Genomic DNA, 21,988 nt, shown 5'->3' on the forward strand with positions numbered 1-21,988 from the left:
CCTATGGAGATTGCGATCGCCAGCTTTATCATCCTCTTCCTACTCACTGAAGCCGTATTGCACCTCCGACAGTGGGTAATTCCATTACCGGTGGTTCTCATTGCTGCTGTTGCTTTAGTGGTGGCCTCTAACTGGTCGCTCTTCCGCCGTGAGTAGCCTCCCCATCCTAGATGTAACGGCCAAATGCCTAGAGGAGCTGATCGCCTGGCATCAGACACACCATCCGCAATGGAGTGCTCAATGGCAATCCCTTTATGAACTGCGCGATCGCCTCCACCACAGGGCATGGCACATTGTTGTCCTTGGTCAAGTGAGCCGGGGCAAGTCCGCCCTTTTGAATGCCCTCTATGGTGACGCCATTTTTCCCGTGGGCGCCATTCATGGTACGACTCAATGGCCGCGAACGGTTCGCTGGCACTGTCAGAATCAAGTCGTTGATCTGACGGACACTCCCGGTCTTGACGAAGTGGCCGGTAGCAACCGGGAAGACATGGCATGGAGAGCCGTTGAGACGGCCGATCTTGTCCTTTTTGTCACCCAAGAAAATCTCACCCCTGTCGAATGCCAAGCCCGCGATCGCCTAAACACCCTTGGCATTCCCTACAAACTTATTTTCACCAAGGCGGATCTCTACCCACCAAGGGCGGAAGGTATTGCTGTGAGCAGCACCACGGGTCAGGGAATCCCAGAACTACAGCAGTGGCTACACCAATGGCTGCAACAGGAGGCCCCCCAAGCGCGTGCCCTGCGAATTCTCCACCAAGCCAGTCAAGTTGAACAGAGCCTAGGAGCGGCTCTTGGCACTCAAGACACGTCGGCATGGTCTTGGTTAGCCGCACAGATGGTGGCTAGCCTGCTGCTGCCGGAGGGATTTTTCGATGTAGTACTGGCGATGATCAGTACCCTTGCCTATATCCGCAAAGCCTGCCAAGCCTATGCCGTGCCCTTTCCCCTACCAGCCTTTGCGAGTCTGAGTCAGTTTGTTTTGTTGTGGTATGCGGCAATTTATCTCTCCAGTTGGCAGGGCTTGACCTTCGGCAGTGAACTCTGGGGAATAAATACCACGGTCTTCCTACAGGGGGGAGTGATCTTCTGGGGCTATCAACAAATTCGCCGCCGACTGCATCCCTACCTTCAGCAGGGCTACCAATGGGGACACTGCGGCCCCCAGCGACTATTGCAGCAACTGACTCAAACTCGTGCCAATGTAACCGCCTCCGGCTGATCTTGGTATTTGCCCCGCCGTGTTTCATAATTTACATCGCAGGGTTCGCCCTCAAAAAAGAGTAACTGCACGACCCCCTCATTGGCGTAGATGCGACAGTCAGCACTAGATGAATTGGAGAATTCCAACGTCAGATGGCCACGCCAGCCCGCTTCTGCCGGTGTCAAGTTGGCAATAATCCCTGCGCGGGCATAGGAGCTTTTACCAATACACAGAACCGTGACATTTTCCGGTACCTGTAGGCGTTCTAGAGCTACCCCAAGGCCATAGGAATGGGCGGGCAAAATGAAAAAAGCACCATTGGCATCCTCATGCAGCGGCACAGACTCCAAATTTGCTGGGTTAAAGTTTTTCGGATCCACGACTGTTCCCGGCACATGGCGAAAGATACGAAACTCCTTAGGGCTAAGGCGAATATCGTAACCGTAGGAGGAAAGACCAAAACTAATCACCGGCTGCTCCGCCACGCGCCGCACAAGGGTGGGTTCAAAGGGCTGAATCATGCCTTGGGTGGCCATGGCTCGAATCCAGACATCATTTTTAATCATTGCGCTGCCGCAACCGCATAAACAACCAATGTATATTACAGTCCTTTTCCTATAGAGAGAACACACTCAACACAAAGCCTGTTTGCATTGGCGCAGGGCTAAACCTTAAGGCATCGCCTCATGCCATTAACGCTTTGCTTCCCGCTGACCCCAGCGATAGCCCAGTTCAAAGCAAAGCAAGGAATTGAGGACATAAATCCCCACTGCGGTTAACCAGCGCCATCCCTGACCCATCTCTGGCCGCAGCCACGGTAATAGCATCAACCCAACAGCGAGACTAACCAGAAAACCGAGACCCGTTCCCGCTGCTATTACCTGCATGATAAACAACCCTCCCAGTTCTAGGCTGTTGGGCAACTCGCGGCGAAATAGCCAAAAATAAAACTGCATCAGGAAGAAATGCGGCCAGATCAGTAGAAAAATGACCCCAAGTAATAGATTGGAGAATAGGCCTCTCACTCTCTAGAAAATCCCAGAAGCAATAGGGGTACTGTGCCCCAGTATAGCGGGGAGGCTCTAAATCCGATCCAAAACCCGAATCCCTAGGAGGGATAGCCCCAGCTTCAGCGTTTGCGCAGTGAGATAGGCGAGGGTTAGACGGGAGTGTTTCGTTGGCTCAGCAGCCGAGAGGATAGGACAGCGATCGTAGAACTGGTTGAAAAGCTGGCTTAGTTCAAACAGGTATTGGCAGAGGCGGTTGGGCAATAGCTCGGCGCTCACCAGCTCAAGGGTTTCCTCTAGTTGCACAAGGTGCTTGGCAAGCCGTTGCTCAGTTTCATCCTCTAAAAGTAGGGGAGTATCTGCCGCAAGGGTAGCCCAATCAATTTCGCCGCGGCGGGTGAGTCCCTGAACACGGACATAGGCATAGAGCAGGTAGGGAGCTGTGTTTCCCTGCAGGGAGAGCATCTTGTCGTAGCTAAAGACATAGTTGCTGTTGCGGTTTTGGCTGAGATCCGCGTACTTGACAGCGGCGATGCCAATGGTTTGGGCTACAGTGTCTATAAATTCAGGGGACTCGCTGCGCCCTTCAGCGGCAAGGCGTTGTTCCAAATCCGTGCGACTGCGGGCGATCGCCTCCGTCAACAAATCCATGAGTCGAATTGTTTCCCCGGAACGGGTTTTCAAGCGTTTGCCATCTTCCCCTAAAACCAAGCCAAAGGGGACATGGGTTAGCGTTACATGGGAAGGCACCCAACCCGCGCGCTGCGCCACTTGAAACACTTGGGCAAAGTGGGTGGACTGCCCAACATCGGTGACGTAAATAATCCAGTCCGCCTGATCTTTTTCAATGCGATAGCGCAGTGCTGCTAAATCTGTGGTTGCGTAGTTATAGCCACCGTCGGATTTCTGCACAATCAAGGGTTGGGGCTGTCCCTCTTTGTTTGTGAAACCCTCAAGGAAGACGACTTTTGCCCCTTGATCTTCTATTAGGAGGCCAACAGCCGCTAGATCCTCAATCACTGCGGGCAACAAGGGATTGTAGAAGGATTCCCCGCGCTCGGTGAGTTGAATATCCAGCAGATCGTAGATCTTTTGGAACTCGCGGCGGGATTGCTCACACAAAAGTTGCCAAGCGCGGCGGCTGTGTTCGTCTCCCTGCTGCAGCGCCACCACTTGCCGGCGGGCTTTTTGCTGAAACTCAGGGTCGCTGTCAAAGCGCTGTTTGGCCTGTTTGTAAAAGGTTACCAAGTCTCCCAAATCAAGGGCATTGGCAGTGGTGAGAGCGTCGGGATACACTTCGTCAAGGTAGGCGATGAGCATGCCAAACTGTGTCCCCCAGTCCCCCACATGGTTCAGCCGTAGGACATCATGTCCTTGAAATTCAAGAATGCGGGCAATGCAGTCACCAATAATCGTGGAGCGCAGGTGACCCACGTGCATTTCCTTGGCAATGTTGGGGCTGGAAAAATCAACCACTACCCGTCGTGGTTTTTGGCTCTTGGGGATACCCAAGCGATCGCTCCCCAGAGCGTGTTGCAGACTGCGCGCCAAAAAGGCTGGCTGGAGACGAAAATTGAGAAAGCCCGGTCCTGCAATTTCAACGGGCTGGCAAATATCGTCAACGTTAAGATGTGCCACCACTTCTTGGGCAAGTTCCCGCGGCGCTTTGCCCACCTGCTTGGCGAGGCTCAGGCATACATTGGATTGATAGTCGCCAAATTTGGCTTGACTGGCCGGCAGCAGTAGTGGCTGCGGATAGGCCTCTAGGGGCAGAGCCGTTTGCAGGGCACTGAGGAGGCGATCGCCCAACAGAGATAAAGGAGCAACCATTAACGTTTGCGCCCCCGTCGTTGCTGTTTTTGCTCCGCTTGCAGGCGCCGGCGATCGCGCCACTCAGCAAACGTGAGATAGCCAATGCCGCCGGTCACGACAATCAACAGCAGCAAGGCCACTAGAACTAGAAGATCTGCCAATGAAACCGTCATTAGCCCAGCTTTAGGTGGCTACATACCGTGGCGACCCCAGACCACAAAGGCAATCGAAAGCGTAAAGACACTGAGAACGCCTACCCAACCGAGCGTGATAATATCCATGGCATGGGACCTGAATTCAATGCAGACCTCATTTTAACGCAGATAGATGATCTTTTTTTCATTGGAGGCAGGCTACAGACAATGATGCAGGGCACGACAGCAATTGAAACCGCTATTGAACAAGGAGATCTAACCGCTGTTCAACAGGCGATCGCCAGCGGTGCCGAGATCAAGGCAGAGGCTCTAGCCCTAGCTGCAGAATTAGGACATACAGACATTGTGGCAGCTCTAATTGCCGCAGGCGTCGATGTCAACCAAGGGGATAGTGAGGGATGGACCCCCTTAATGGCCGCCGCAGGGGGTGGGCACACGGCCATTGTGGAGAAGCTACTGGCAGCAGGTGCCAATGTTAACGCCCAGACCACCTTTGGTCTAACCCCCCTAATGGCCGCAGCAGCGAAGGGACAAACAGCTACAGTTCAACAACTGATCGCCGCAGGGGCGGATCTTAACGCCAAAGATCAAAATTCTTGGACAGCACTTGTCTGGGCACTAGATGGGAAACATAGCGAGGTGGTGGCAGTCATTAAAGCCGCTCGTGCACAATCCTTGGCATCATGATCAAATACCTCAATCTATTTTTAGCAGCAGCCCCCGCAAGTCTTTTAGTGGCGCAACTGACGCGAACTCAACGGCTGCGGGTCGCGTTGATCGAAGCGGCTCAAATTGTTGGCATTGTTGGCATTGCCATCCTCATCGATTGGCTGCTTCTGAAACTGGGGATTTATCAACTGCAACAACGGCTTAGCCCAAAAGCTGGCCAACAATCCCAGCCATGGCTCTCCCTCGCCGCTAGTCTATTGCGCCTGACACTGCGAATTTTACTCTGGTCCCTCGTTTTATCTTGGATTCTCCAATCTGTTCAAAGTCTTTCCCCTTGGCATGAGCGCATTGGCAGCACAATTCAGTTTCTGCTCCAGCGGGTGGCAGTGGTGTTTAACACTCCCTTTATGGAGTTGGGGCGCACTAAAATCACGCTGAACTTTGTCTTTTTAATTCTCTTTTTATCCCTAGTGGTGATTTTTACCTCCCGCTGGGTCAGTGAGTGGCTCAAAACTCGGATTCTTGCCCAGTTACGGGTGGATCGTGGCAGCCAAGAAACCATTACCCGTGTAGTGAGCTATAGCTTGAGTTTTATTGGTTTTATCATCGTTTTGCAAACTGCCGGCATTGACCTCAGTTCCCTCACGGTGTTGGCGGGGGTCTTGGGGATCGGCTTTGGTTTTGGTTTACAAACCCTAGCCAGTAACTTTATTAGTGGCTTAGCCATTCTTTTAGAACACCCAATTAAAGTCGGCGACTTTATTGAAGTGGATGGTCTCCTAGGCACCGTGGAAAAAATCTCAATTCGTGCCACGATTATCCGCACCAATGACAGCCAGTACGTCATTGTCCCCAACAACCGCTTTATTGAAAAGAACGTTGTTAACTGGAGTTACGGTAGCCCCGATAGCCGCATCCATATCCCTGTGAGTGTTGCCTACGGCAGCGATACAGTGCTTGTAACCGAGGCGCTCCTCAGTGCTGCCCGTCAGGATCCCCGCGTCCTGCTGACGCCACCCCCCAGTGTCTGGTTTCGCGGCTTTGGCGAAAGTGCCTATCTTTTTGAATTGCTGGTGTGGATTAACCGCCCCCAAGATTCCGAGCCCATTAAAAGTGCCCTCTATTTTCTCATTGAGCAGGAGTTACGGCAGCGGCAAATTGAAGTTCCTTTCCCTCAGTTAGATCTGCGGTTGCGCGACTTGGGGGAACTGCGCTCCTTAGCGCACTATTACCATCGTTCTGTAGCCAGTGCACCCGAAACGACAACAGGGACTGAGCCCATGCCTGCAGAAATAGCCAAAGCGGAACCCTCCCTTGCTGATTTATTGCGCAATATCAGTTGTTTTTCCCGCTGCTCCAATGCGGAATTGCAAATGCTCATCGAGTTGGGCAATCGCCAATTTTATAGTATCGGGGAAATTATCTGCTGTGAGGGAGATCCGGGGGATGCTTTTTACATCATCCTTGAGGGAGCCGTGGAAGTTCGTTCGGAGCACCTGAATCAGATTTTAGCAACCCTCTATAAAGGAGAGTTTTTTGGTGAAATTGCCGTACTGACGGGGATGCCGCGATCGGCTACCGTGCGGGCCTTAGAAGAAACAGTTCTATTTGTGGTACATCGCTCAGCAGTACAACGACTCCTACAAGCTCAACCCGAATTAGCGGAAGATATTGCCCATGAGCTAGCAATGCGGCAACAGGTATTGCAAGAACTCGGCCTAGTCAACTCCCAAGACATCAAAAGCTTGCCTCCCCTGCAGTGGATTCGTCGCCGTTTGCGGACACTCTTTAATGTTTAGAACGTCAAGCGTTCAATCAAGTTCTGCTGTTGGGGAAACTGGACTTGGAGCAGCCGGCGATTGCCTAATTCAAACTAATTAAAATCGCGAAAGTCCAATCCCGGTGCCACCGTACAGCCCACAGGACTAAAACTGTCTAGTGCATCCACCGTCGCCCCAAACCATAGGTGCTGGACTACATCAATGACCCACACCACGGCTGCATAGCTGCATAAACTCAGCCTGCCCTTCAACCGGAGGCTCTACGCTATTTTTCGTCAATGCTTGATCGCCCCCCTGAAATCCGGAGGGCAAAACCGCTTGGGGAATGCTCCTTACTGAGCAATAGACCTCGCCGAAATAGCCTCCGGATGGGGGTGCTCGATTTACGCCTTAGCTAGCCAAGTATTCATACATTTGCTGGCGTCGCCGCCGCAGGTGATCGAGGGCTTGCCGCTCCAGTTGCCGTACCCGTTCACGGCTGAGATTGAGTTGCTCGCCCACCTTGGCAAGGGACAGCTCTTGGCCATCCCCCAACCCGTAGCGCAGAATGAGTACTTGCCGTTGTTGTGGGGTGAGTTCCGCCAGCCAAAGGTTGACATCATCCCGGAGAGACTCTACTGTAGTAAATTGCTCTGGCGAAAGACTGTCATCCTCAAGGAGTTCGCCGAGTTCAGTGTCCTGATTGTCCCCCACGCGCAGATCAAGGGAAACGGGTTGGCGAGCAAGGGTCAGGTATTCACGGATTTGCTCGGGTTCCAGTTCTAGTGCGGCTGCCACCTCAGCAGGGGTCGCACTGCGTCCCAGTTTTTGCGCAAGTTCGCGCTGGGTGCGTTTGATCTTGTTCAGCTTTTCGGTGATGTGGATGGGCAGGCGAATTGTCCGCGCCTGTTGGGCGATCGCCCGCGTAATTGCCTGACGAATCCACCAGTAGGCATAGGTCGAGAATTTGTAGCCTCGGGTGGGATCAAACTTTTCCACACCGCGTTCGAGGCCGAGGGTGCCCTCTTGCACCAAGTCCAGCAATTCAAGATTACGCTTTTGATACTTCTTGGCCACTGAAACGACAAGGCGCAGATTGGCCTCAATCATCTTTTGTTTGGCGCGCTCACCCCGCTTGAGGAAATTGCGCAGTTCCGTTGGCGTGAGATTGCAGGCTGCGGCCCACTCTTCAGAAGTTGGTTCGCGTCCCAATTGCTTGGCTAGAGCCTCGCGTTTTTCCCGCAGTGCCATCATTTGCTGTACCTGTTTACCCAAAATAATTTCCTGTTCGTGGGTCAGCAGCGGCACGCGCCCAATTTCCTGTAGGTACGTGCGCACCATGTCGGTGCTCACTGTGGGGGTAGGGGATGGAGCTTTGGAAGCGGAGTTCATCATAGCAGCACAGATTCTAAACAGTATTTGGCAAGGAAGAATGCAAATAAAAGGTTTACGGAGAAGAAGATGACGACCCGCACTAATAAAGCTGAGGTTTATATAGCGTTAGCCTAGCAGGTGAAAGGGAGTTGGCCTGTATCCTGATCTACTTAGACTTAAATTGTGCCCCGAAAGTTGCCAATTCATAACAGCTGATTCCTGAAATAAAGATTAAAGTTTGTCAACTAGAAACGGGGATCAGGAGATGGGCAAGGACTTTAGGGACAAATTCGAGAGCAAAAACACGGCCAAAGGCAGCAACAAACTGCTGGCGTACATCCTCTAGATCAATATCGGTATAAAACTGTTGTAAGTTCCCCACGGGGCGATCGCCAATGCCACAGGGGACAATGCGACCAAAGCCCTTGAGATCGTTCACTACATTGAGGGCAATGCCATGGAAGGTAATCCAGCGGGTCACCTTGATCCCAATGGCGGCCACCTTGTACCCCTCCACCCAAACACCCGTGAGGCCAGCAACGCGTTCCCCTTTAATGCCATAGTGCCCAAGGGTTTGAATCACGACTTCCTCCAACTGGTGGAGATACCAATGCAGATCGCAGCGATGGCGGCGTAAATTCAAAATTGGGTAGGCCACCAATTGGCCGGGGCAGTGGTAGGTGACATCGCCTCCCCGTTCAGTACGCAGTACCTCAAGGCCTGTGGCTACAGGATCAAAGTGAACATGAGCCGTGGTTGCCCCCTGACCAAGGGTATAGATGGGGGGGTGCTCAAGGGTGAGCAGGACATCTGGGGCGGTGGGATTCTGACAGCGCTCCGCCACCAGTTGCTGTTGCCAGCGCCAAGCATGGCGGTAGGGGATGATCCCCAAAGCACAATGCCAACCGAGAGCAGCTTTCATAGGGGATGCCAAATTGTCAAGGGCTAGAGGATAAGAATTATCACAGAACACGAATAAAGGTGAAGAGCCTCAGGATGTCCTGTAATCCCCGATACGAAAGTGCTAGGGTGGAAATAGATCAGCCTTAGATCTATCTGTTTTTTGCTCAGGGGAGGCAACCCTATGAGGCTAGTGATTCACGGTAAAAACATTGATATTACGGATGGCATTCGCAGCTATGTGAATCAAAAAATTGAGCGAGCCACTAATCATTTCCAGAATGTAATTAACGAAGTTGATGTGCATCTTGCCGTGGCTCGGAACCGCAGTACAGCTCCTCAACAAACTGCGGAAGTGACCCTATTTGTCAATGGCTCAGTGATTCGCGCTGAAGAAAGCAGTGAAAATCTCTACGCCAGTATTGACCTTGTTGCCGACAAAATTGCGCGCAAGCTCCGTAAACTCAAAGAAAAACGGCAAGATAAGTCCCGTGCGAAAGATACTAATAGTGTGGTGGAGCCCGCAGTGGTGACAGACTTGGTGGGCGATCGCACCCCACAACTGCCCGAGCAAGTGGTGCGCATGAAATACTTTGCTATGCCGCCGATGACCATTCAAGAAGCCCTTGAGCACCTCGAAATGGTGGATCACGACTTCTATGTCTTCCGCAATCGCGATACAGGAGAAATCAACGTGGTCTATGAACGCAATCATGGGGGTTATGGCGTCATTCAACCCCGCCCCACTTCCCAAGAGGAGAATCACCACAGCACTAAGGCGGTTGCGAAAGCTCACCACTAGATTGTCTAGATTGTCAATCCATCTTCGGTCTTAATAGCCCCTCGATAAAGAGGGAGGTTACAGCCCTTTTCTGCAGACATAGGGGATGCAATCTTTACCCATGTTAGCCTTCACCGATTTAAGCATGTTCTCCTTCCTCGGGAAAAGGGCTGTCTTATTGCGCAGGGCGAAGCTCCCTAGGGGCGCAGGATCAACTGCCATTCCTGTGTTTGGCGATCGCGCTGCAGTTCACTATTTTCACCAATGACATAGGGTCCCCAGTAGCGTTTAGAACCATCGAGGGTAAATGCCAAGACAATATCCCCTGGCTGCAGGGTGAGCTTACCTTCGGGCAGCGTTAATAGTAATCCCTTAATATTACCTTCCATAGGAGCAAAGTCCCAATGCACTGCACCTTTATCGGGATGGGCGCGATCGCGAGCAGCAAGCAACACCACGCGCACTGGAAAGGCCGTTTGATTACTAATGCGCAGACCATTCGGTTGCGGGTTGGCCGGAGGCTGGGGAGTGGGTAAGGGCTGAACAGTTGTGATTTCTGGTTCTGCTTCGACAATCGGCGGTGGTTGAGTCAGCAGATCTGGCTCCCACCAGAGCGTAAAATGTATTTGTGAAAGAATAATTGCACCAATCACCCCGATGAGCACTGCCACGAGGTAGGGAAGAAATTTAATTCGGATAGACATAGAGATAGGTTACTGCCGATGCCGCGCCTTCCTTTCCAGTGTAGAGAGTTATGGCAGAAACCGCAGTAGGCAAAAAAGATTGAGCTTAATTGCCGGTGCCCTGAACTTCAGACTGACGTCGTTCTTGCAAACGTTGCAAGGAAATCTGAGCTGCTGTCGCCACATGGGGATGATCGTCTTTAGCTAGATACTCCAGAGCGGCCTGAGTTTTCGGACTAGGTAGGTTACCTAGAGCTTCAGCAAGGCGTTGGCGTACCAACCAATCCTCTGCGGTCACAAAAGGCAAAATATCCTCCACAACGCTAGGATCGCCAATTTCACCCAGCGCGGCAATCGCCCCTTGGAGCATCACGACTTCCTGACTTTTCAGCGCCGATCGCAACACCTCCACCGCGCGGGGATCCTTGAGATTGCCCAGCGCCACAGCGGCACTAAAGCGCACCAGCCAATCGGTGTCTTCATAGAAGGCGCGCACCAGAGGTTCAAAGGCACGTTCGTCTTCAAGATAGCCCAACGCTCCGGCGGCATCGGCACGAATGCCGTAGTCTGGTTCCGTTTCGAGCAAATGGACTAAGATGTCAAAGCACTCAGGTGTGGATTTAACCCCAAGGGCAAACACCGCCATTGAGCGAATCTGGAGATTTTCGTCCCAAAGGACTTTTTTAATGAGGGGTACAGCATCCGCAGAGGGGACATCCCGTAGGGCGGCTAGCGCCAGCAGGCGATCGCGGGAATTGGGACTTTCCAGTTGATGGGCAAGCTGTTCAAGGGAGGGCATGGCAGTAACCTGAAAACTAATTTACAAAAATTAACAATATATCCCCATTATAAAAAAGTCTCCCCAAAGTAAAACCAGCGGAAAGACTCTGGCTGATCGGTTGGGGAGAACTTGTCCAAAAAATATCTAAGAACACAGTCCTAAGCTGCTTTTGCTTTTTGCAGGAGATTTTGAACCTGCTTGACTGCATAGGGCAGAATATTGCGAACTGCCCAGACCGCAGCTAATAGGACAGGTAACAGGACAATCAGGACACGCCAATCCATACCTATAACCTCCCAAAATGTTTTCTGAAAACTTTATGAATTATTGTACAGCCTTCTCCTAAGGGGGAAAGAGGCAGGTTATGGATAATACTGGCTTTACTGTTTTGAGCCGGTTCTGCCCTAGGAAAAAGATTTGTATGATTGGTTTAATTCCCAAACTGTAAGGCCAAATCCTGATGGGCGAAGACAAAATGACCCTCCGTGAAAACCAAGCAGCGGCAGCTTTCCGCCTCAGTAAAGTATTGGCAGCCCGCAGTCGTTGGCGCACCGGTTGGCAGTCCCTACGTTCAGTGTTGATGCCGATCGCTATGGTCACCGTCTTGGTGGCGTGGGGACTCGATTGGGATGCGGTGGGTGTGGTGGCGGCTCTAGGGCTGGGGGCACTGAGTTTCCCCCTTGTCTGGACTGCCACTTACCATTGGTTTACGGAGGATCTGACGGAACAGCAGCGGCAGTTCATTTTGGCCTCCTTAGGTCTGAGTTTGACGGTGGTGGCGCTCATTGCCATGACCGGCGCCATGGACTGGATCCGAGGACGGTTTCAAGGCACAAATTGGGATGCGGTGGGGGCACTGGCTGAGGGCTTCGGTGCCCTAGGGCAAATTTTAGTGGCGCTCTTGGCGGCCTATGTGGCTTGGCGACAGTATGTGATCTCGCGGGATTTGACCACGCAACAAAACCGCATTACCCAACAGCAAACAATTGACAGTTATTTTCAAGGGATTGCCGATCTCATCCTTGACGATGAAGGATTATTAGAGGATTGGCCGCCGGAGCGAGCAATCGCTGAGGGACGCACAGCTGCTATTTTGGGGGGACTGGATGCCGAAGGCAAAGCCAAAATCATTCGCTTTTTGTCGGGGGCAAAGTTACTGACTCCCCTAAAGCGCGATCGCCGGCTAGGACGGGCAATTTTTGATGGTCTTGGTGGTTACGAAGAAGACATTGAGTATGGGGTGCGGGTGATTAACCTTGGCAGTATGCTAGCGGGAGCCGATCTCAGTGGTACGGATCTGCGCTGGACAGAATTAAGTGATGCTAACTTAACGGGAACAATCTTTCGCAACTGCAATTTAACTCGGGCAAATCTGGCAGGGGCAATTTTGCAGGGAGCGGATTTGACCAGTGCCGATCTCAGTCGTACCCGCTTGTTTTATGGTACTGCCGAACAAGCCAGTCCTCGCGATCGCCTGAATCCTCCGAATTTTCGCACTGGGGCGCAGACAGGTGCGGTGGTTGAGGATGTCAACTTTACCAATGTCAAGAACCTCTCCGAAGAACAGCGCTACTATTGCTGTGCTTGGGGTGGTAGCCGTTCCCGAGAAACGATTCCCGGTGGCTGTGAAGGTATTCCCAATAAACTAGGACGCTAGACGCTAGGCCTTAGGTTAGGAGCGCGATCGCGGGCGATAATTCGCCACTGAGAGCACCATACCTAAGCCAAGATAGGTCGCAAGCATGGCTGAGCGACCATAACTGACTAAGGGGAGTGGCATTCCTGTCACAGGAAGGAGGCCAATCGTCATAAATATTCACCATTGCTTGAAACAGGATCATGGCAAATAGACCGACTTAACCAAAAAAAGCACAGGAGAACTAAACTGCCAACGAACCCCGTCTCTTCGGCAATCACTGAAAAAATAAAGTCCGTATGCTGTTTTGGAATAAACCCCAACTAGGTCTGAGTTCCTTGAAAAATGCTCCGCCCCCAGAGGCCACTGGCACCAATGGTAATCCGCGATTGAATCAAGTGGTAGCCAGCCCCGAGGGGATCCTTATCGGGGTCAAGAAACATGAGAATACGAGTTTTCTGATAATCTTTGAGCACGCTCCAAAGCAGTTGCCCTAAACCAGCCCCTCCTAGATTGAGCACCAGTCCCCCTAAGCTGCCGACCCAGCCCAAGGGCAAACTTCGCCAAGCGACGACTTCCATCGCCAGTGTCCATACCAACTAGATAGGGATATTCAATTGGTAGGGTAGAGGCAGAGCAATGAGGATCGCCGCTACCAAAGGGGAAAGCATCCAGATAATCCAACTGCCGGACGTATTAGCTCAGTAGAGCATCGTTAATGTAATGGCAATGAAAGTCGTTGCCCAAGCAACCCCCAGCAGCAGCCAATCTACACCTTGCCAAGGATAAAACCAGCTAAAAGTCCGCCGTCGGGGTACTCGCCAAGTCATTGGCAACTGTCTTGTCTCTCCTAGGGGGTTAGTCTATCGGCTGGTTCAAAAAGTTGCCAACGGATCGATTGGATAACCGACATGGAGCCTGATCTTGGTGTATTATCCGAAAGGTTGAGCTTCTATTCAGACAAGGAGCGATCGCAGTGGCAACCCTAGGGGTCAACATTGATCATGTGGCAACGATTCGCCAAGCCCGGCGCACGGTTGAACCCGATCCCATAGCTGCAGCCGTTTTAGCAGAACTGGGGGGAGCCGATGGCATTACCGTCCATTTGCGCGAAGATCGTCGCCATATTCAAGAGCGAGATGTACGGCTCCTGCGGCAAACGGTACGCACCCACTTGAACCTAGAGATGGCTGCCACTCCCGAAATGGTTGCCATTGCCCTGAACATTCGACCCGATTACGTGACATTGGTACCCGAGCGCCGCGAAGAAGTCACCACCGAAGGGGGGCTAGATGTGGTGGGTCAGCAGGAATCCTTGACCCAAGTGGTGCAGACGCTGCAGGGGGCTGGAATTCCCGTGAGTTTATTTATTGATGCGGATCCTGCCCAACTGGAAACTGCTGCTAAAACCACAGCTCAATTTATTGAACTGCATACCGGTCGCTATGCCGAAGCTCAGGGAGAAGCAGCGCAACAGCGGGAATTAGCAATTTTGGCTCAGGGGGTACAGCACGCTAAAGCACTAGGGTTACGGGTGAATGCGGGTCATGGTCTGACCTATGCCAATGTTGGGGCGATCGCCCGCCTTGACGGCATTGAAGAACTTAATATTGGCCACACAATTATCAGCCGTGCTGTTCTTGTGGGCATGGTACAAGCCGTACGGGATATGAAAGCCCTAATTAGCCCTTGAATTCAGCTCTAAGGACGTCATCGTAGTCATCAGCTAATGTCGCCACAATCGTAATTAGGCGAGAAATTTCACAGGCAGTGATGCCCCTCAGGGTGCGAGTGGCCACCACTTGGACTTGTTCTTCAGCAATGGCAAAGTGCGCCTCAAGGGTAGTGAGCCAGTTCAACGTCAGGAGCTTACGATAGAGTCCTAATTCATCCGTGACGGGCAAAGGTAGCACTGGTGACCAAATCGTGAGAAAGTCCTCCTCTGTTTGGCCACCCAATTGCACAAAGACCTCGGCACTGCCATAGCGAAACATCCAAATTTTGCCACTGTCTGTTTGGCCAACGAGGGGGGTGTCCCCCTGGTGGAGACTAGAAATAACAGTTTCAATAATTTCAACCGCATTTTCAGGAGGTGCGTCAAGGGATGCTGCGGGGGTAGGCTGTACTTCACTGACCATGGTCATTCCTTTAGTGAATCAGGACAACTCGTTAGAGAACTGGGTGAGTATAGGCGTGTTGTTTGACATTATCTGCAATGGTAACAATACGCGCGCAATTGAGCACCCGTTTGCGTTTTGTGGAGGTATTAAAGTTGCGGTAGGTTTCGCCAAGGGGAATATGACGGGTACTTTGGGGATGGGTAATATAGGTGCATAAGGTGCATGCTGCTGCTGCTAGGCGATCGCCATAGTCATCACACAAATGGGCACTGGGGGGAAATTGCTGCTGCACCTGTTCTAAGTCTTGGACTGTACCGTAGGTGAGGGCATGGGCTTCACTGTAGGAAGTGGGCAAGCCATAGAGCAATACGGCTCAATCACCGCTACCGGCTGGAGCTTGTCTTCGACCTAGGCAAAACAATGAGCTCGCCCAAGCACCACATAGGTCTCTGGGGGTGGAATATCTTGATTCATGACAGCCTTTCAAGTCTAGCTTGCGTTTGTAACACACTCCCGACCTTCACGCTTCGCGTCAAGGGCGGGCTTCTCCAATCTTTCGACCTTTACATTTTATAGTGAGCCGATGCCCTAAGCTCACGTTTTTGACCCCAAAATATTGCCGCAAAGTGTTCATTTTCTGGATTAAGCGTTACGCTAATCCAGAAAACTGCTGAGCTAACAGAGGTCAACGGTGAGGCCGGCCACATCTACATCCTGTTTTGGTGCTGCCCAAGTTCATTCACAACCTGAAGTCTGTCTCGAGTCGCAGGCTGCGGGTGAACACGATGGGAAGTCGCTGCTGGGGAATCAGTCCTACTTCATCGCCAGTGGTGGAGCAGTACATTGAGCAGCAAGATTTTCCTTCGGGAGAGCGCGGGGCTTCCCGCCAATTAGCTAAAAATCAGCGTAGCGGGCAACATAGAGATAGGCAGCGGTCGTCATCAGAGAAACAGCTAAGATGATCTAGGCTGATGGCCTTTTGCTGGAAGATGGAGAACATTAGGGTGGGTGGTATGCTCTCCCGGACAAGTGGTCACGGTGTTGAGCGGGTTCCATCTTGGTGAAAAGGGCTGTATCTCAGTATGACCCCTGTCACGATTACTGTATAGTGAGCATTCTAGGGCCTATGGAAACGGCAAATCCAATGCCAGCAACAGTTGAATTTCCTGAAGTTGAGCTATTGCCGCCGATGTTGGCAGCACTGCCCAACCCCCAAGGGGTCAGTGTCTGTCCTCGGCGGGCACGCTGGCAGTTGGATCTATTGCTGCTTGCCCTAGAGTGCGTTGATTTGCATGCCTCTGAATTGATGCTTCAAGTGTTGCAGGAGCTGCAACTGCAAGTGATGATTCCCAATCGGGTCGTATTTTGGCAAATTCGCTGCACTAATCCTTTTCGCCAAGTTACCCAGCGTACTCCCTTGCCCTTGGCAGAAACAAAGGCAATCACCGCAGTGGTTGTGCAAGTAGCACGGCGGCAGACAGCTATCTTGCGGCATTTACTTTTGGTGTTGGATCAATTGCAAGCACAAAATTTGCCTCCGGAAACCTATGCCCCATTGGCGGAGTATTTGGATCGCTTCCGCCGCCACTTTCGCAAACGTATGAACCTCCAGCGATCGAGCCTCTTTCTCTACAAAAATAACCAAGCCCTCAATGAGTTGGGTCTGAAGTTGTTGGCACAGCTCCTGCTCTGCGCAGGCACAAAGGGTATGGAGCGCCTTTGGTTTAGCTTATTTGACGGAGAAGTGAGCTAATGCTGCTGCAACGCCAGTATTCATTGCCCAATTGCACACTGCGCATTGAAGGACTCAGTGGTCAAGCTGGGGCAGAACAGTTGGATATTGTCACACTTTGTGAATGGGAGATTATCGGCCAGAATCAACGGCTCAAAGGGGGCAAAGACTTTCTTGTGGCTTTACTCAATAGTGTGCCAGCGGCGGCACAAACGTGGTTGAGTGGTGTCAAGTTGCGGCGATCGCCCCACTACCCGATTCGCGTGGAGCTCGAAGCCACTAATCAAGTATCGCTCCATATTCCCCGTAAGCTGTTGCAAACCTCTTCCGAAGAGAATTCAAAATCACCAACCAACGATGAAGCAGGGGAAACCCTAGAGGTTCGTCTCACGTGGTTGCAACTGGCGGATTTAGTGGAGGCGCTGGATCAATTTTGTAGTGATAGCCAAACGCTACCTACTCTGACACCGATATTCCATTTTCTCCCGCGGCAGGCGATCGCCCCTGCTGTGCCTTTGCGCAAACAACTAATGCCCTTAGGTATTGGTGCTGCTAGCTTAGCTGCAATGGCTGCAATCTTTTTCCACTTACCAGTGCCCGAACGGCGTCCCCTCCAAGAAGAAGCCTTGCCGCCTACTCCCGAAGCCGTCACGCCCGCACCGGCACCAACAACACCAAATCCCCCGAATCCTTAAATTGATTTCAGTGCTGAGCTTGGAAATTGTCGCTTAGATGTTTGATGCTGAGGATAAATTTCTTATGGTAATCACTGCCCCTAGTGCGTTTTGGCCACCCGTTGCCAGCGATCGCGCTGCCTTTATTGCCCCCAATGCCACGCTTGTTGGTGATGTCCGCCTCCGTGAGGGTTGTAGCATTTGGTATGGCACCGTTTTACGCGGTGATGTAGAGTACATCGAGATTGGCGCCCACACCAATGTTCAAGATGGTGCCATCCTCCATGGCGATCCGGGGCAACCCACGATCCTCGGTGAAGAAGTGACCGTTGGACATCGCGCGGTCATTCATGGGGCAACCGTTGAAGACGGCTGCTTGATTGGCATTGGGGCGGTGATTCTCAATGGCGTTCGAGTTGGGACTGGCAGTATTGTCGGCGCCGGGGCAGTGGTCAGCAAAGATGTCCCGCCGCGCTCTTTGGTTGTCGGCATTCCCGCCAAAGTGGTGCGTGACGTGAGTGACACTGAGGCCGCCGATTTACGTCAGCATGCCCGCAAGTATGAACAACTCGCCCATGTTCATAACGGCACGGGAAACGATTTGGGATTCGTGCATCGGCCTGCCCCGCGACAATGATGTCCAACAGCGGTCTGTGCAGTATTCAGTGGCTTCTATCCTCAGGAAGAGGGCTGTCATCTGATAGAATTCTGTAGGATTTTCTCGTAAGAGTTCAGCCAATGACTCGTGCACGGATTGCTGTGGATGCCATGGGGGGTGACTATGCTCCCGATGAAATTGTTGCTGGTGCCCTCAGAGCTAGTGAAGAATTAGATGCCGATATTCTCCTTGTGGGTGATCCGGTTCCCATTCAGCGCTACCTCGATGAACATGCCCCCACAGCCAAACCCCAAATTGTTGTAGCTAGTGATGTTGTTGAAATGGGGGAAGAACCCCTGACCGCGCTCAGAAAGAAACCCAAGGCCTCAATCAACGTAGCGATGGACTTGGTCAAAGCAGGGGCGGCTGATGCGGTTGTTTCTGCTGGTCACTCAGGGGCAGCCATGGCCGCGGCACTATTGCGCTTAGGACGCCTCCCTGGGATTGATCGCCCCGCCATTGGTGCAGTCTTACCCACTCTTATCCCCGGTAAATCCGTTCTCGTTCTTGATGTCGGTGCCAATGTGGACTGTCGCCCCAAATACCTTGAGCAATTTGCAGTGATGGGATCCATCTATAGCCAGTACGTCCTAGAGGTCGAAGCTCCCAAGGTGGGTCTGCTGAACATTGGTGAAGAGGACTGCAAAGGCAATGATCTGGCCTTAAAAGCCCATCAACTCCTGCAGCAAAATCGCCAAATCTCCTTTTTAGGCAATGCAGAAGGTCGCGATGTCCTGTCAGGACAATTTGATGTTGTGGTTTGTGATGGCTTTGTCGGCAACATTCTCCTCAAATTTGCCGAATCCTTAGGGAGTGTGCTGGTACAAATTCTCCGCGAAGAGCTACCTCGGGGCTGGCGGGGGCAACTGGGCACAGCGTTGCTGCGTCCTAATCTCCGCAAAATTAAGCAACGTATTGATCACGCCGAGCATGGGGGAGGGCTGCTTTTGGGGGTAGATGGTATCTGTATCATTAGCCACGGCAGTTCCCAAGCACCCTCGATTTTTAATGCGATTCGCTTAGCTAAGGAAGCAGTGGATCATCGTGTTTCAGAGCGCATTCAGGCCTGTTATCAGCAGACCGTTGCCGTTGAGGAGCGGGCTGAGTGACTCTACAGGGCGTTAAATTTACTGGCGTGGGCGCGGCAACGCCTAGCCAATGCTTGACCAATGCCCACCTCAGTGCCCTCGTGGATACCTCCGATGAGTGGATTCAATCCCGTACGGGCATTCAAGAGCGTCACGTGGCGGCTCCTGAGCAGCGCCTTGTGGATTTGGCCAGCGAAGCGGCGGGCGCAGCCTTACAGATGGCCGGACTAGAACCCACAGCAGTAGATTTGCTCATCTTGGCTACCTCGACGCCCGATGATCTCTTTGGCACTGCCTGCTTGGTACAAACCCGCATTGGGGCGGTGAATGCGGTGGCCTTTGACTTAACAGCGGCCTGTTCTGGTTTTCTTTTTGCCCTGGTGACGGCGGCGCAGTATTTGCGCACAGGTGCCTATCGCAGTGCCTTGGTCATTGGTGGGGATATTCTCTCCCGCTGGGTAGATTGGGGCGATCGCCGCACCTGCATTCTCTTTGGCGATGGAGCCGGCGCGATGGTGTTGCAAAGCAGTGATGTGGATCAGCTTTTGAGTTTTGAACTGCGCAGTGATGGTCGCCTCAATGAGCACCTGACCCTTGCCTTTGCGGGGACGCCCCAAACCTTAGGGGAAAATCTGGCGATCGCCCAGGGAGGATTTGCTCCCATTGCCATGAACGGCCGTGAAGTCTATCGTTTTGCTGTTACCCAAGTCCCCGAAGTCATTGAAAAAGCCCTGCACCGCGCTGGGTGTACGGTTGAGGAAATTGACTGGTTGGTGTTGCATCAGGCCAATCAGCGCATCCTCGACGCTGTGGCTGAGCGTTTAGGCATTCCGCAAGAGAAAGTGATTAGCAATGTGGGTCAGTGTGGCAATACTTCCGCCGCCTCGATTCCCCTTGCCCTTGCAGCGCCAATTCAACAGGGGCATATTCAATCCGGAGACTTAATTGCCACCGCTGGCTTTGGTGCTGGTTTAACGTGGGGAGCTGCCCTGTTCCGTTGGCAATAGCCTATGCAAGGGAACAACGACCTACGTGAATTAACAATGCGGGTGGAGGCAATTCTATACCTGAAGGCACAGCCCCTAACCCTGACTGAACTAGCAGCCTTAGCAGGCACTGCCCCTGAGACCGTTGAACTGGCACTGATTGAGCTACTCAACGACTATGCCCATCGCCAAACTGCCCTTGAAATTGTCCAAATGGACAACAAATACAGCCTGCAACTAAAGTCCGCTTTTCAAGAACTGGTTCAGTCCCTTGTTCCTGTTGAATTGGGGGTTGGGGCACAGCGGACATTAGCCCTGATTGCTTTTCGTGGGTCGATTCGCCAATCAGAGGTGATTGAACTGCGGGGTTCCAGTGCTTACCAGCACATTCAAGAGCTGCTTGCCCTTGGGTTGATTCAGCGGCGGCGAGATCATCAAAGTCGCTCCTATATTCTCCAAGTCACTGAGCGCTTTCACCAGTATTTTCAGGTGGATCAACTGCCGACTATTGAGGGAGATAGGGGGGACGATTGACATACTCCCTGAGCAATTGGGAGGGCAAATCATCATTGGTCGCCAATTGCAGGTTCAAAAGGGCTACTGCAAGTTTCTCTTGCTCTAGTTGAGGGCGCCCCAAGGCCTTGAGAATACGCCGCAGTTGAGCCGCAATTTCAGCGCCAAACATGGTGAGATTTTCATCCGGCAGAGCGGGGAGCCAATCAATTGCCCCATGCTCCATTGCCCATTGTCGCTGTATTGGCGAAATATGGTTGTTGTAGCGGTCAATGATGAAACTACGCAACTGGGGATATGTGGCTCTAATCCAATTCAAGAGGTTGCCAATGTCGGGGGTTTCCAGTTGCGAATCAAGGAGCAACAGATCAGGGTTGCGCTGCATCACGGTAACAACATCACTAATAATGCGGCGGCTATTGATTTGCCCTGACTCCACAATAACTTCCAACCCCTGACTGCGCAGCAGTTCTTGCCAAATTTGTACTTGAATGCCGGGGGGTTGAATGATAAGAATAGTGGGCTGCAGGGTAACAGAACCAGCCGGGGGTGTGGTGGAAACAGCTTCATCGGTGCGAAATTCAAGGGTTGTTTTGCCGATAATAAAGCGATCCCCCGTCTTGAGCAAGGTTGGCACCTGAATCATTTGGCCATTGAGGACACAGCCGTTGCGACTCCCCAAATCAATGAGATAATAGTCGTCATTATTAAGACGTTGAATCATGGCATGGCGCCGAGAAGACCAGCGATCCGCCAGAACAATTGTGCAATCTTTACCCCGACCAATGACCCATGAATTCCCTTCGGTGAGAGGGATAATATAGGTGCTGGTTTCCGTAGAAATAATCAATTGTGGATACTGTGCGAGTAGTGTCATCCCTCTACCCAATAGATGTGGTAATGGATTTCTAGTGTCTTACTGACAATGATAGTCAGGGCATTCAATGGCTGTTTCAGTTCCTGCCCACTCTGGATGAAGGGTGCACTTGAGGCGATAGTCACCTGAGAAGAAACGACAGTGAGCACAGGGAATTTGATGCAGACGGTGGGCGATCGCCAAGCTCTCTTGGGTAAATTGCCACACACTCCACGCCATGAGTGCTAGCAGCAGCCAAGCACAACAAAAACAAATCGGTACTAGTAATGGCTCTACAGCATGCAAAAAAGACGACAGCCAGACAACCATATAGATATAGAAAAAAGAACTGACAATGAGGAATGATGCGGAGGACTGCTAGCCTTTTACTATTTCTCATGACTAATCTTACCACTGGGCTATACACGTAATAAAAGCCTTGCCGGATTTGTTAATATTTATCAATAATTCTTGTTGTCACAACTTTTTTCTCAAATATCAGGTATCTATCGGGAATGCGCTGCTCTCCCCGGGTGGCTTGCAGAGGCTTGAGGGTATTTTTTACTTAAAAACAGCTCGATCTGGCTATCCCTAAG

General features: G+C 52.0%; 30 protein-coding genes and 1 pseudogene. 13 read left to right on the forward strand and 18 right to left on the reverse strand.

Features of this window, described 5'->3' with window-relative positions; translation table 11 throughout:
- Positions 1–3 precede the first annotated feature (3 nt).
- Positions 4–156, forward strand: coding sequence for a hypothetical protein (locus tag P3X23_RS02510; RefSeq protein ID WP_300872835.1), 153 nt, complete (start codon positions 4–6; stop codon positions 154–156).
- A complete protein-coding gene (locus tag P3X23_RS02515; protein ID WP_300872837.1) occupies positions 149–1,225 on the forward strand; it encodes an Era-like GTP-binding protein in 1,077 nt (358 codons plus the stop codon). The genes P3X23_RS02510 and P3X23_RS02515 overlap by 8 nt, the downstream gene beginning before the upstream one ends.
- Here the strand turns inward: P3X23_RS02515 and dcd are convergent.
- From dcd to petN, 5 genes are all read right to left on the reverse strand, one after another.
- Positions 1,192–1,773 (reverse strand): dCTP deaminase, encoded by a 582-nt coding sequence (dcd, locus tag P3X23_RS02520; protein ID WP_300872839.1) that lies wholly within the window; start codon positions 1,771–1,773, stop codon positions 1,192–1,194. The genes P3X23_RS02515 and dcd overlap by 34 nt on opposite strands.
- A gap of 126 nt (positions 1,774–1,899) precedes the next feature.
- Positions 1,900–2,163 carry a hypothetical protein gene (locus tag P3X23_RS02525; RefSeq protein ID WP_300872841.1) on the reverse strand — a complete coding sequence of 88 codons (264 nt, stop codon included), beginning with the start codon at positions 2,161–2,163 and terminating at the stop codon, positions 1,900–1,902.
- 126 nt (positions 2,164–2,289) lie between these two features.
- A complete protein-coding gene (argS, locus tag P3X23_RS02530; RefSeq protein ID WP_300872843.1) occupies positions 2,290–4,044 on the reverse strand; it encodes an arginine--tRNA ligase in 1,755 nt (584 codons plus the stop codon).
- Positions 4,044–4,199 (reverse strand): hypothetical protein, encoded by a 156-nt coding sequence (locus P3X23_RS02535; RefSeq protein WP_300872845.1) that lies wholly within the window; start codon positions 4,197–4,199, stop codon positions 4,044–4,046. The genes argS and P3X23_RS02535 overlap by 1 nt, the downstream gene beginning before the upstream one ends.
- An 18-nt stretch (positions 4,200–4,217) precedes the next feature.
- Positions 4,218–4,307, reverse strand: coding sequence for a cytochrome b6-f complex subunit PetN (gene petN / locus P3X23_RS02540; RefSeq protein WP_011056671.1), 90 nt, complete (start codon positions 4,305–4,307; stop codon positions 4,218–4,220).
- Between the two features lie 81 nt (positions 4,308–4,388).
- Between petN and P3X23_RS02545 the strand changes: the two genes are divergently transcribed.
- Both P3X23_RS02545 and P3X23_RS02550 read left to right on the forward strand, forming a co-directional pair.
- A complete protein-coding gene (locus tag P3X23_RS02545; RefSeq protein WP_300872847.1) occupies positions 4,389–4,868 on the forward strand; it encodes an ankyrin repeat domain-containing protein in 480 nt (159 codons plus the stop codon).
- Positions 4,865–6,649: a mechanosensitive ion channel domain-containing protein gene (locus tag P3X23_RS02550; protein WP_300872849.1), complete on the forward strand. Its 1,785-nt coding sequence runs from the start codon at positions 4,865–4,867 to the stop codon at positions 6,647–6,649. Before P3X23_RS02545 ends, P3X23_RS02550 begins: the two co-directional genes overlap by 4 nt.
- Before the next feature lie 74 nt (positions 6,650–6,723).
- Here P3X23_RS02550 and P3X23_RS02555 read toward each other — a convergent pair whose 3' ends face one another.
- From P3X23_RS02555 to lipB, 3 genes are all read right to left on the reverse strand, one after another.
- Positions 6,724–6,846 (reverse strand): cupin domain-containing protein, encoded by a 123-nt coding sequence (locus tag P3X23_RS02555; protein ID WP_300872851.1) that lies wholly within the window; start codon positions 6,844–6,846, stop codon positions 6,724–6,726.
- Between the two features lie 175 nt (positions 6,847–7,021).
- Positions 7,022–8,005, reverse strand: coding sequence for an RNA polymerase sigma factor, RpoD/SigA family (locus tag P3X23_RS02560; protein WP_367186485.1), 984 nt, complete (start codon positions 8,003–8,005; stop codon positions 7,022–7,024).
- A 220-nt stretch (positions 8,006–8,225) separates the two neighbouring features.
- Positions 8,226–8,906, reverse strand: coding sequence for a lipoyl(octanoyl) transferase LipB (lipB, locus tag P3X23_RS02565; RefSeq protein WP_300872853.1), 681 nt, complete (start codon positions 8,904–8,906; stop codon positions 8,226–8,228).
- A 162-nt stretch (positions 8,907–9,068) separates the two neighbouring features.
- Between lipB and raiA the strand changes: the two genes are divergently transcribed.
- Positions 9,069–9,686 (forward strand): ribosome-associated translation inhibitor RaiA, encoded by a 618-nt coding sequence (raiA, locus tag P3X23_RS02570; RefSeq protein WP_300872855.1) that lies wholly within the window; start codon positions 9,069–9,071, stop codon positions 9,684–9,686.
- Between the two features lie 176 nt (positions 9,687–9,862).
- Here raiA and P3X23_RS02575 read toward each other — a convergent pair whose 3' ends face one another.
- The 3 genes from P3X23_RS02575 to P3X23_RS02585 all read right to left on the reverse strand — a co-directional run bounded on the left by P3X23_RS02575 (position 9,863) and on the right by P3X23_RS02585 (position 11,413).
- A complete protein-coding gene (locus P3X23_RS02575) occupies positions 9,863–10,369 on the reverse strand; it encodes a hypothetical protein (RefSeq protein ID WP_300872857.1) in 507 nt (168 codons plus the stop codon).
- Positions 10,370–10,454: 85 nt separating this feature from the next.
- Positions 10,455–11,147, reverse strand: a complete 693-nt coding sequence (locus P3X23_RS02580) for a HEAT repeat domain-containing protein (protein WP_300872859.1) — start codon at positions 11,145–11,147, stop codon at positions 10,455–10,457.
- Positions 11,148–11,287: 140 nt separating this feature from the next.
- Positions 11,288–11,413 (reverse strand): photosystem II protein Y, encoded by a 126-nt coding sequence (locus P3X23_RS02585; RefSeq protein ID WP_300872861.1) that lies wholly within the window; start codon positions 11,411–11,413, stop codon positions 11,288–11,290.
- 308 nt (positions 11,414–11,721) lie between these two features.
- Between P3X23_RS02585 and P3X23_RS02590 the strand changes: the two genes are divergently transcribed.
- A complete protein-coding gene (locus tag P3X23_RS02590) occupies positions 11,722–12,786 on the forward strand; it encodes a pentapeptide repeat-containing protein (protein WP_367186489.1) in 1,065 nt (354 codons plus the stop codon).
- A gap of 15 nt (positions 12,787–12,801) precedes the next feature.
- Here the strand turns inward: P3X23_RS02590 and P3X23_RS02595 are convergent, their stop codons facing one another.
- The 3 genes and pseudogenes from P3X23_RS02595 to P3X23_RS02605 all read right to left on the reverse strand — a co-directional run bounded on the left by P3X23_RS02595 (position 12,802) and on the right by P3X23_RS02605 (position 13,595).
- On the reverse strand, positions 12,802–12,939 hold the full coding sequence (locus tag P3X23_RS02595) for an FtsW/RodA/SpoVE family cell cycle protein (protein WP_300872865.1): 138 nt from the start codon (positions 12,937–12,939) through the stop codon (positions 12,802–12,804).
- Positions 12,936–13,346: pseudogene (locus P3X23_RS02600) on the reverse strand (FtsW/RodA/SpoVE family cell cycle protein). The gene P3X23_RS02595 and the pseudogene P3X23_RS02600 overlap by 4 nt, the downstream one beginning before the upstream one ends.
- 120 nt (positions 13,347–13,466) lie before the next feature.
- Positions 13,467–13,595, reverse strand: a complete 129-nt coding sequence (locus tag P3X23_RS02605; protein WP_300872867.1) for a hypothetical protein — start codon at positions 13,593–13,595, stop codon at positions 13,467–13,469.
- A 146-nt stretch (positions 13,596–13,741) separates the two neighbouring features.
- Here P3X23_RS02605 and P3X23_RS02610 point away from each other — a divergent pair, with 146 nt between their 5' ends.
- Positions 13,742–14,458, forward strand: a complete 717-nt coding sequence (locus P3X23_RS02610) for a pyridoxine 5'-phosphate synthase (RefSeq protein WP_300872869.1) — start codon at positions 13,742–13,744, stop codon at positions 14,456–14,458.
- Here the strand turns inward: P3X23_RS02610 and P3X23_RS02615 are convergent.
- Both P3X23_RS02615 and P3X23_RS02620 read right to left on the reverse strand, forming a co-directional pair.
- Positions 14,448–14,903, reverse strand: coding sequence for a YbjN domain-containing protein (locus tag P3X23_RS02615; protein ID WP_300872871.1), 456 nt, complete (start codon positions 14,901–14,903; stop codon positions 14,448–14,450). The two genes, P3X23_RS02610 and P3X23_RS02615, sit on opposite strands and share 11 nt — an antisense overlap.
- Before the next feature lie 31 nt (positions 14,904–14,934).
- Complete coding sequence (locus tag P3X23_RS02620) at positions 14,935–15,240, reverse strand: hypothetical protein (RefSeq protein ID WP_300872873.1); 306 nt, start codon at positions 15,238–15,240, stop codon at positions 14,935–14,937.
- 771 nt (positions 15,241–16,011) lie between these two features.
- Here P3X23_RS02620 and P3X23_RS02625 point away from each other — a divergent pair.
- The 6 genes from P3X23_RS02625 to scpB all read left to right on the forward strand — a co-directional run bounded on the left by P3X23_RS02625 (position 16,012) and on the right by scpB (position 20,557).
- Positions 16,012–16,638: a DUF3038 domain-containing protein gene (locus P3X23_RS02625; protein WP_300872875.1), complete on the forward strand. Its 627-nt coding sequence runs from the start codon at positions 16,012–16,014 to the stop codon at positions 16,636–16,638.
- Positions 16,638–17,312 (forward strand): DUF4335 domain-containing protein, encoded by a 675-nt coding sequence (locus tag P3X23_RS02630; RefSeq protein ID WP_300872877.1) that lies wholly within the window; start codon positions 16,638–16,640, stop codon positions 17,310–17,312. The genes P3X23_RS02625 and P3X23_RS02630 overlap by 1 nt, the downstream gene beginning before the upstream one ends.
- A 64-nt stretch (positions 17,313–17,376) precedes the next feature.
- Complete coding sequence (locus P3X23_RS02635) at positions 17,377–17,928, forward strand: gamma carbonic anhydrase family protein (protein WP_300872879.1); 552 nt, start codon at positions 17,377–17,379, stop codon at positions 17,926–17,928.
- Positions 17,929–18,029: 101 nt separating this feature from the next.
- On the forward strand, positions 18,030–19,058 hold the full coding sequence (plsX, locus tag P3X23_RS02640) for a phosphate acyltransferase PlsX (RefSeq protein ID WP_300872881.1): 1,029 nt from the start codon (positions 18,030–18,032) through the stop codon (positions 19,056–19,058).
- Positions 19,055–20,044, forward strand: a complete 990-nt coding sequence (locus tag P3X23_RS02645) for a beta-ketoacyl-ACP synthase III (RefSeq protein ID WP_300872883.1) — start codon at positions 19,055–19,057, stop codon at positions 20,042–20,044. The genes plsX and P3X23_RS02645 overlap by 4 nt, the downstream gene beginning before the upstream one ends.
- Positions 20,045–20,047: 3 nt before the next feature.
- Positions 20,048–20,557, forward strand: coding sequence for an SMC-Scp complex subunit ScpB (scpB, locus tag P3X23_RS02650; protein WP_300872885.1), 510 nt, complete (start codon positions 20,048–20,050; stop codon positions 20,555–20,557).
- Here scpB and P3X23_RS02655 read toward each other — a convergent pair.
- Both P3X23_RS02655 and P3X23_RS02660 read right to left on the reverse strand, forming a co-directional pair.
- Positions 20,529–21,413: an FHA domain-containing protein gene (locus P3X23_RS02655; RefSeq protein WP_300872887.1), complete on the reverse strand. Its 885-nt coding sequence runs from the start codon at positions 21,411–21,413 to the stop codon at positions 20,529–20,531. The genes scpB and P3X23_RS02655 overlap by 29 nt on opposite strands.
- 39 nt (positions 21,414–21,452) lie before the next feature.
- Positions 21,453–21,632, reverse strand: coding sequence for a hypothetical protein (locus tag P3X23_RS02660; RefSeq protein WP_300872889.1), 180 nt, complete (start codon positions 21,630–21,632; stop codon positions 21,453–21,455).
- Positions 21,633–21,988: the final 356 nt, after the last annotated feature.

The sequence above is a fragment of the Thermosynechococcus sp. Uc genome (assembly GCF_029335995.1).
GTDB lineage: Bacteria > Cyanobacteriota > Cyanobacteriia > Thermosynechococcales > Thermosynechococcaceae > Thermosynechococcus.

Coding starts and splice junctions, on each gene's coding strand:
- P3X23_RS02585 (WP_300872861.1), bottom strand. CDS start 11,413: ATGGATTGGCGTGTCCTGATTGTCCTGTTACCTGTCCTATTAGCTGCG.
- P3X23_RS02625 (WP_300872875.1), top strand. CDS start 16,012: ATGGAAACGGCAAATCCAATGCCAGCAACAGTTGAATTTCCTGAAGTT.
- P3X23_RS02630 (WP_300872877.1), top strand. CDS start 16,638: ATGCTGCTGCAACGCCAGTATTCATTGCCCAATTGCACACTGCGCATT.
- P3X23_RS02595 (WP_300872865.1), bottom strand. CDS start 12,939: ATGACGATTGGCCTCCTTCCTGTGACAGGAATGCCACTCCCCTTAGTC.
- scpB (WP_300872885.1), top strand. CDS start 20,048: ATGCAAGGGAACAACGACCTACGTGAATTAACAATGCGGGTGGAGGCA.
- P3X23_RS02655 (WP_300872887.1), bottom strand. CDS start 21,413: ATGACACTACTCGCACAGTATCCACAATTGATTATTTCTACGGAAACC.
- argS (WP_300872843.1), bottom strand. CDS start 4,044: ATGGTTGCTCCTTTATCTCTGTTGGGCGATCGCCTCCTCAGTGCCCTG.
- P3X23_RS02635 (WP_300872879.1), top strand. CDS start 17,377: ATGGTAATCACTGCCCCTAGTGCGTTTTGGCCACCCGTTGCCAGCGAT.
- P3X23_RS02510 (WP_300872835.1), top strand. CDS start 4: ATGGAGATTGCGATCGCCAGCTTTATCATCCTCTTCCTACTCACTGAA.
- P3X23_RS02545 (WP_300872847.1), top strand. CDS start 4,389: ATGATGCAGGGCACGACAGCAATTGAAACCGCTATTGAACAAGGAGAT.
- P3X23_RS02560 (WP_367186485.1), bottom strand. CDS start 8,005: ATGATGAACTCCGCTTCCAAAGCTCCATCCCCTACCCCCACAGTGAGC.
- P3X23_RS02580 (WP_300872859.1), bottom strand. CDS start 11,147: ATGCCCTCCCTTGAACAGCTTGCCCATCAACTGGAAAGTCCCAATTCC.
- P3X23_RS02615 (WP_300872871.1), bottom strand. CDS start 14,903: ATGGTCAGTGAAGTACAGCCTACCCCCGCAGCATCCCTTGACGCACCT.
- dcd (WP_300872839.1), bottom strand. CDS start 1,773: ATGATTAAAAATGATGTCTGGATTCGAGCCATGGCCACCCAAGGCATG.
- P3X23_RS02605 (WP_300872867.1), bottom strand. CDS start 13,595: ATGACTTGGCGAGTACCCCGACGGCGGACTTTTAGCTGGTTTTATCCT.
- P3X23_RS02525 (WP_300872841.1), bottom strand. CDS start 2,163: ATGCAGTTTTATTTTTGGCTATTTCGCCGCGAGTTGCCCAACAGCCTA.
- P3X23_RS02660 (WP_300872889.1), bottom strand. CDS start 21,632: ATGGCGTGGAGTGTGTGGCAATTTACCCAAGAGAGCTTGGCGATCGCC.
- P3X23_RS02575 (WP_300872857.1), bottom strand. CDS start 10,369: ATGTCTATCCGAATTAAATTTCTTCCCTACCTCGTGGCAGTGCTCATC.
- plsX (WP_300872881.1), top strand. CDS start 18,030: ATGACTCGTGCACGGATTGCTGTGGATGCCATGGGGGGTGACTATGCT.
- P3X23_RS02550 (WP_300872849.1), top strand. CDS start 4,865: ATGATCAAATACCTCAATCTATTTTTAGCAGCAGCCCCCGCAAGTCTT.
- raiA (WP_300872855.1), top strand. CDS start 9,069: ATGAGGCTAGTGATTCACGGTAAAAACATTGATATTACGGATGGCATT.
- petN (WP_011056671.1), bottom strand. CDS start 4,307: ATGGATATTATCACGCTCGGTTGGGTAGGCGTTCTCAGTGTCTTTACG.
- P3X23_RS02535 (WP_300872845.1), bottom strand. CDS start 4,199: ATGACGGTTTCATTGGCAGATCTTCTAGTTCTAGTGGCCTTGCTGCTG.
- lipB (WP_300872853.1), bottom strand. CDS start 8,906: ATGAAAGCTGCTCTCGGTTGGCATTGTGCTTTGGGGATCATCCCCTAC.
- P3X23_RS02590 (WP_367186489.1), top strand. CDS start 11,722: ATGGTCACCGTCTTGGTGGCGTGGGGACTCGATTGGGATGCGGTGGGT.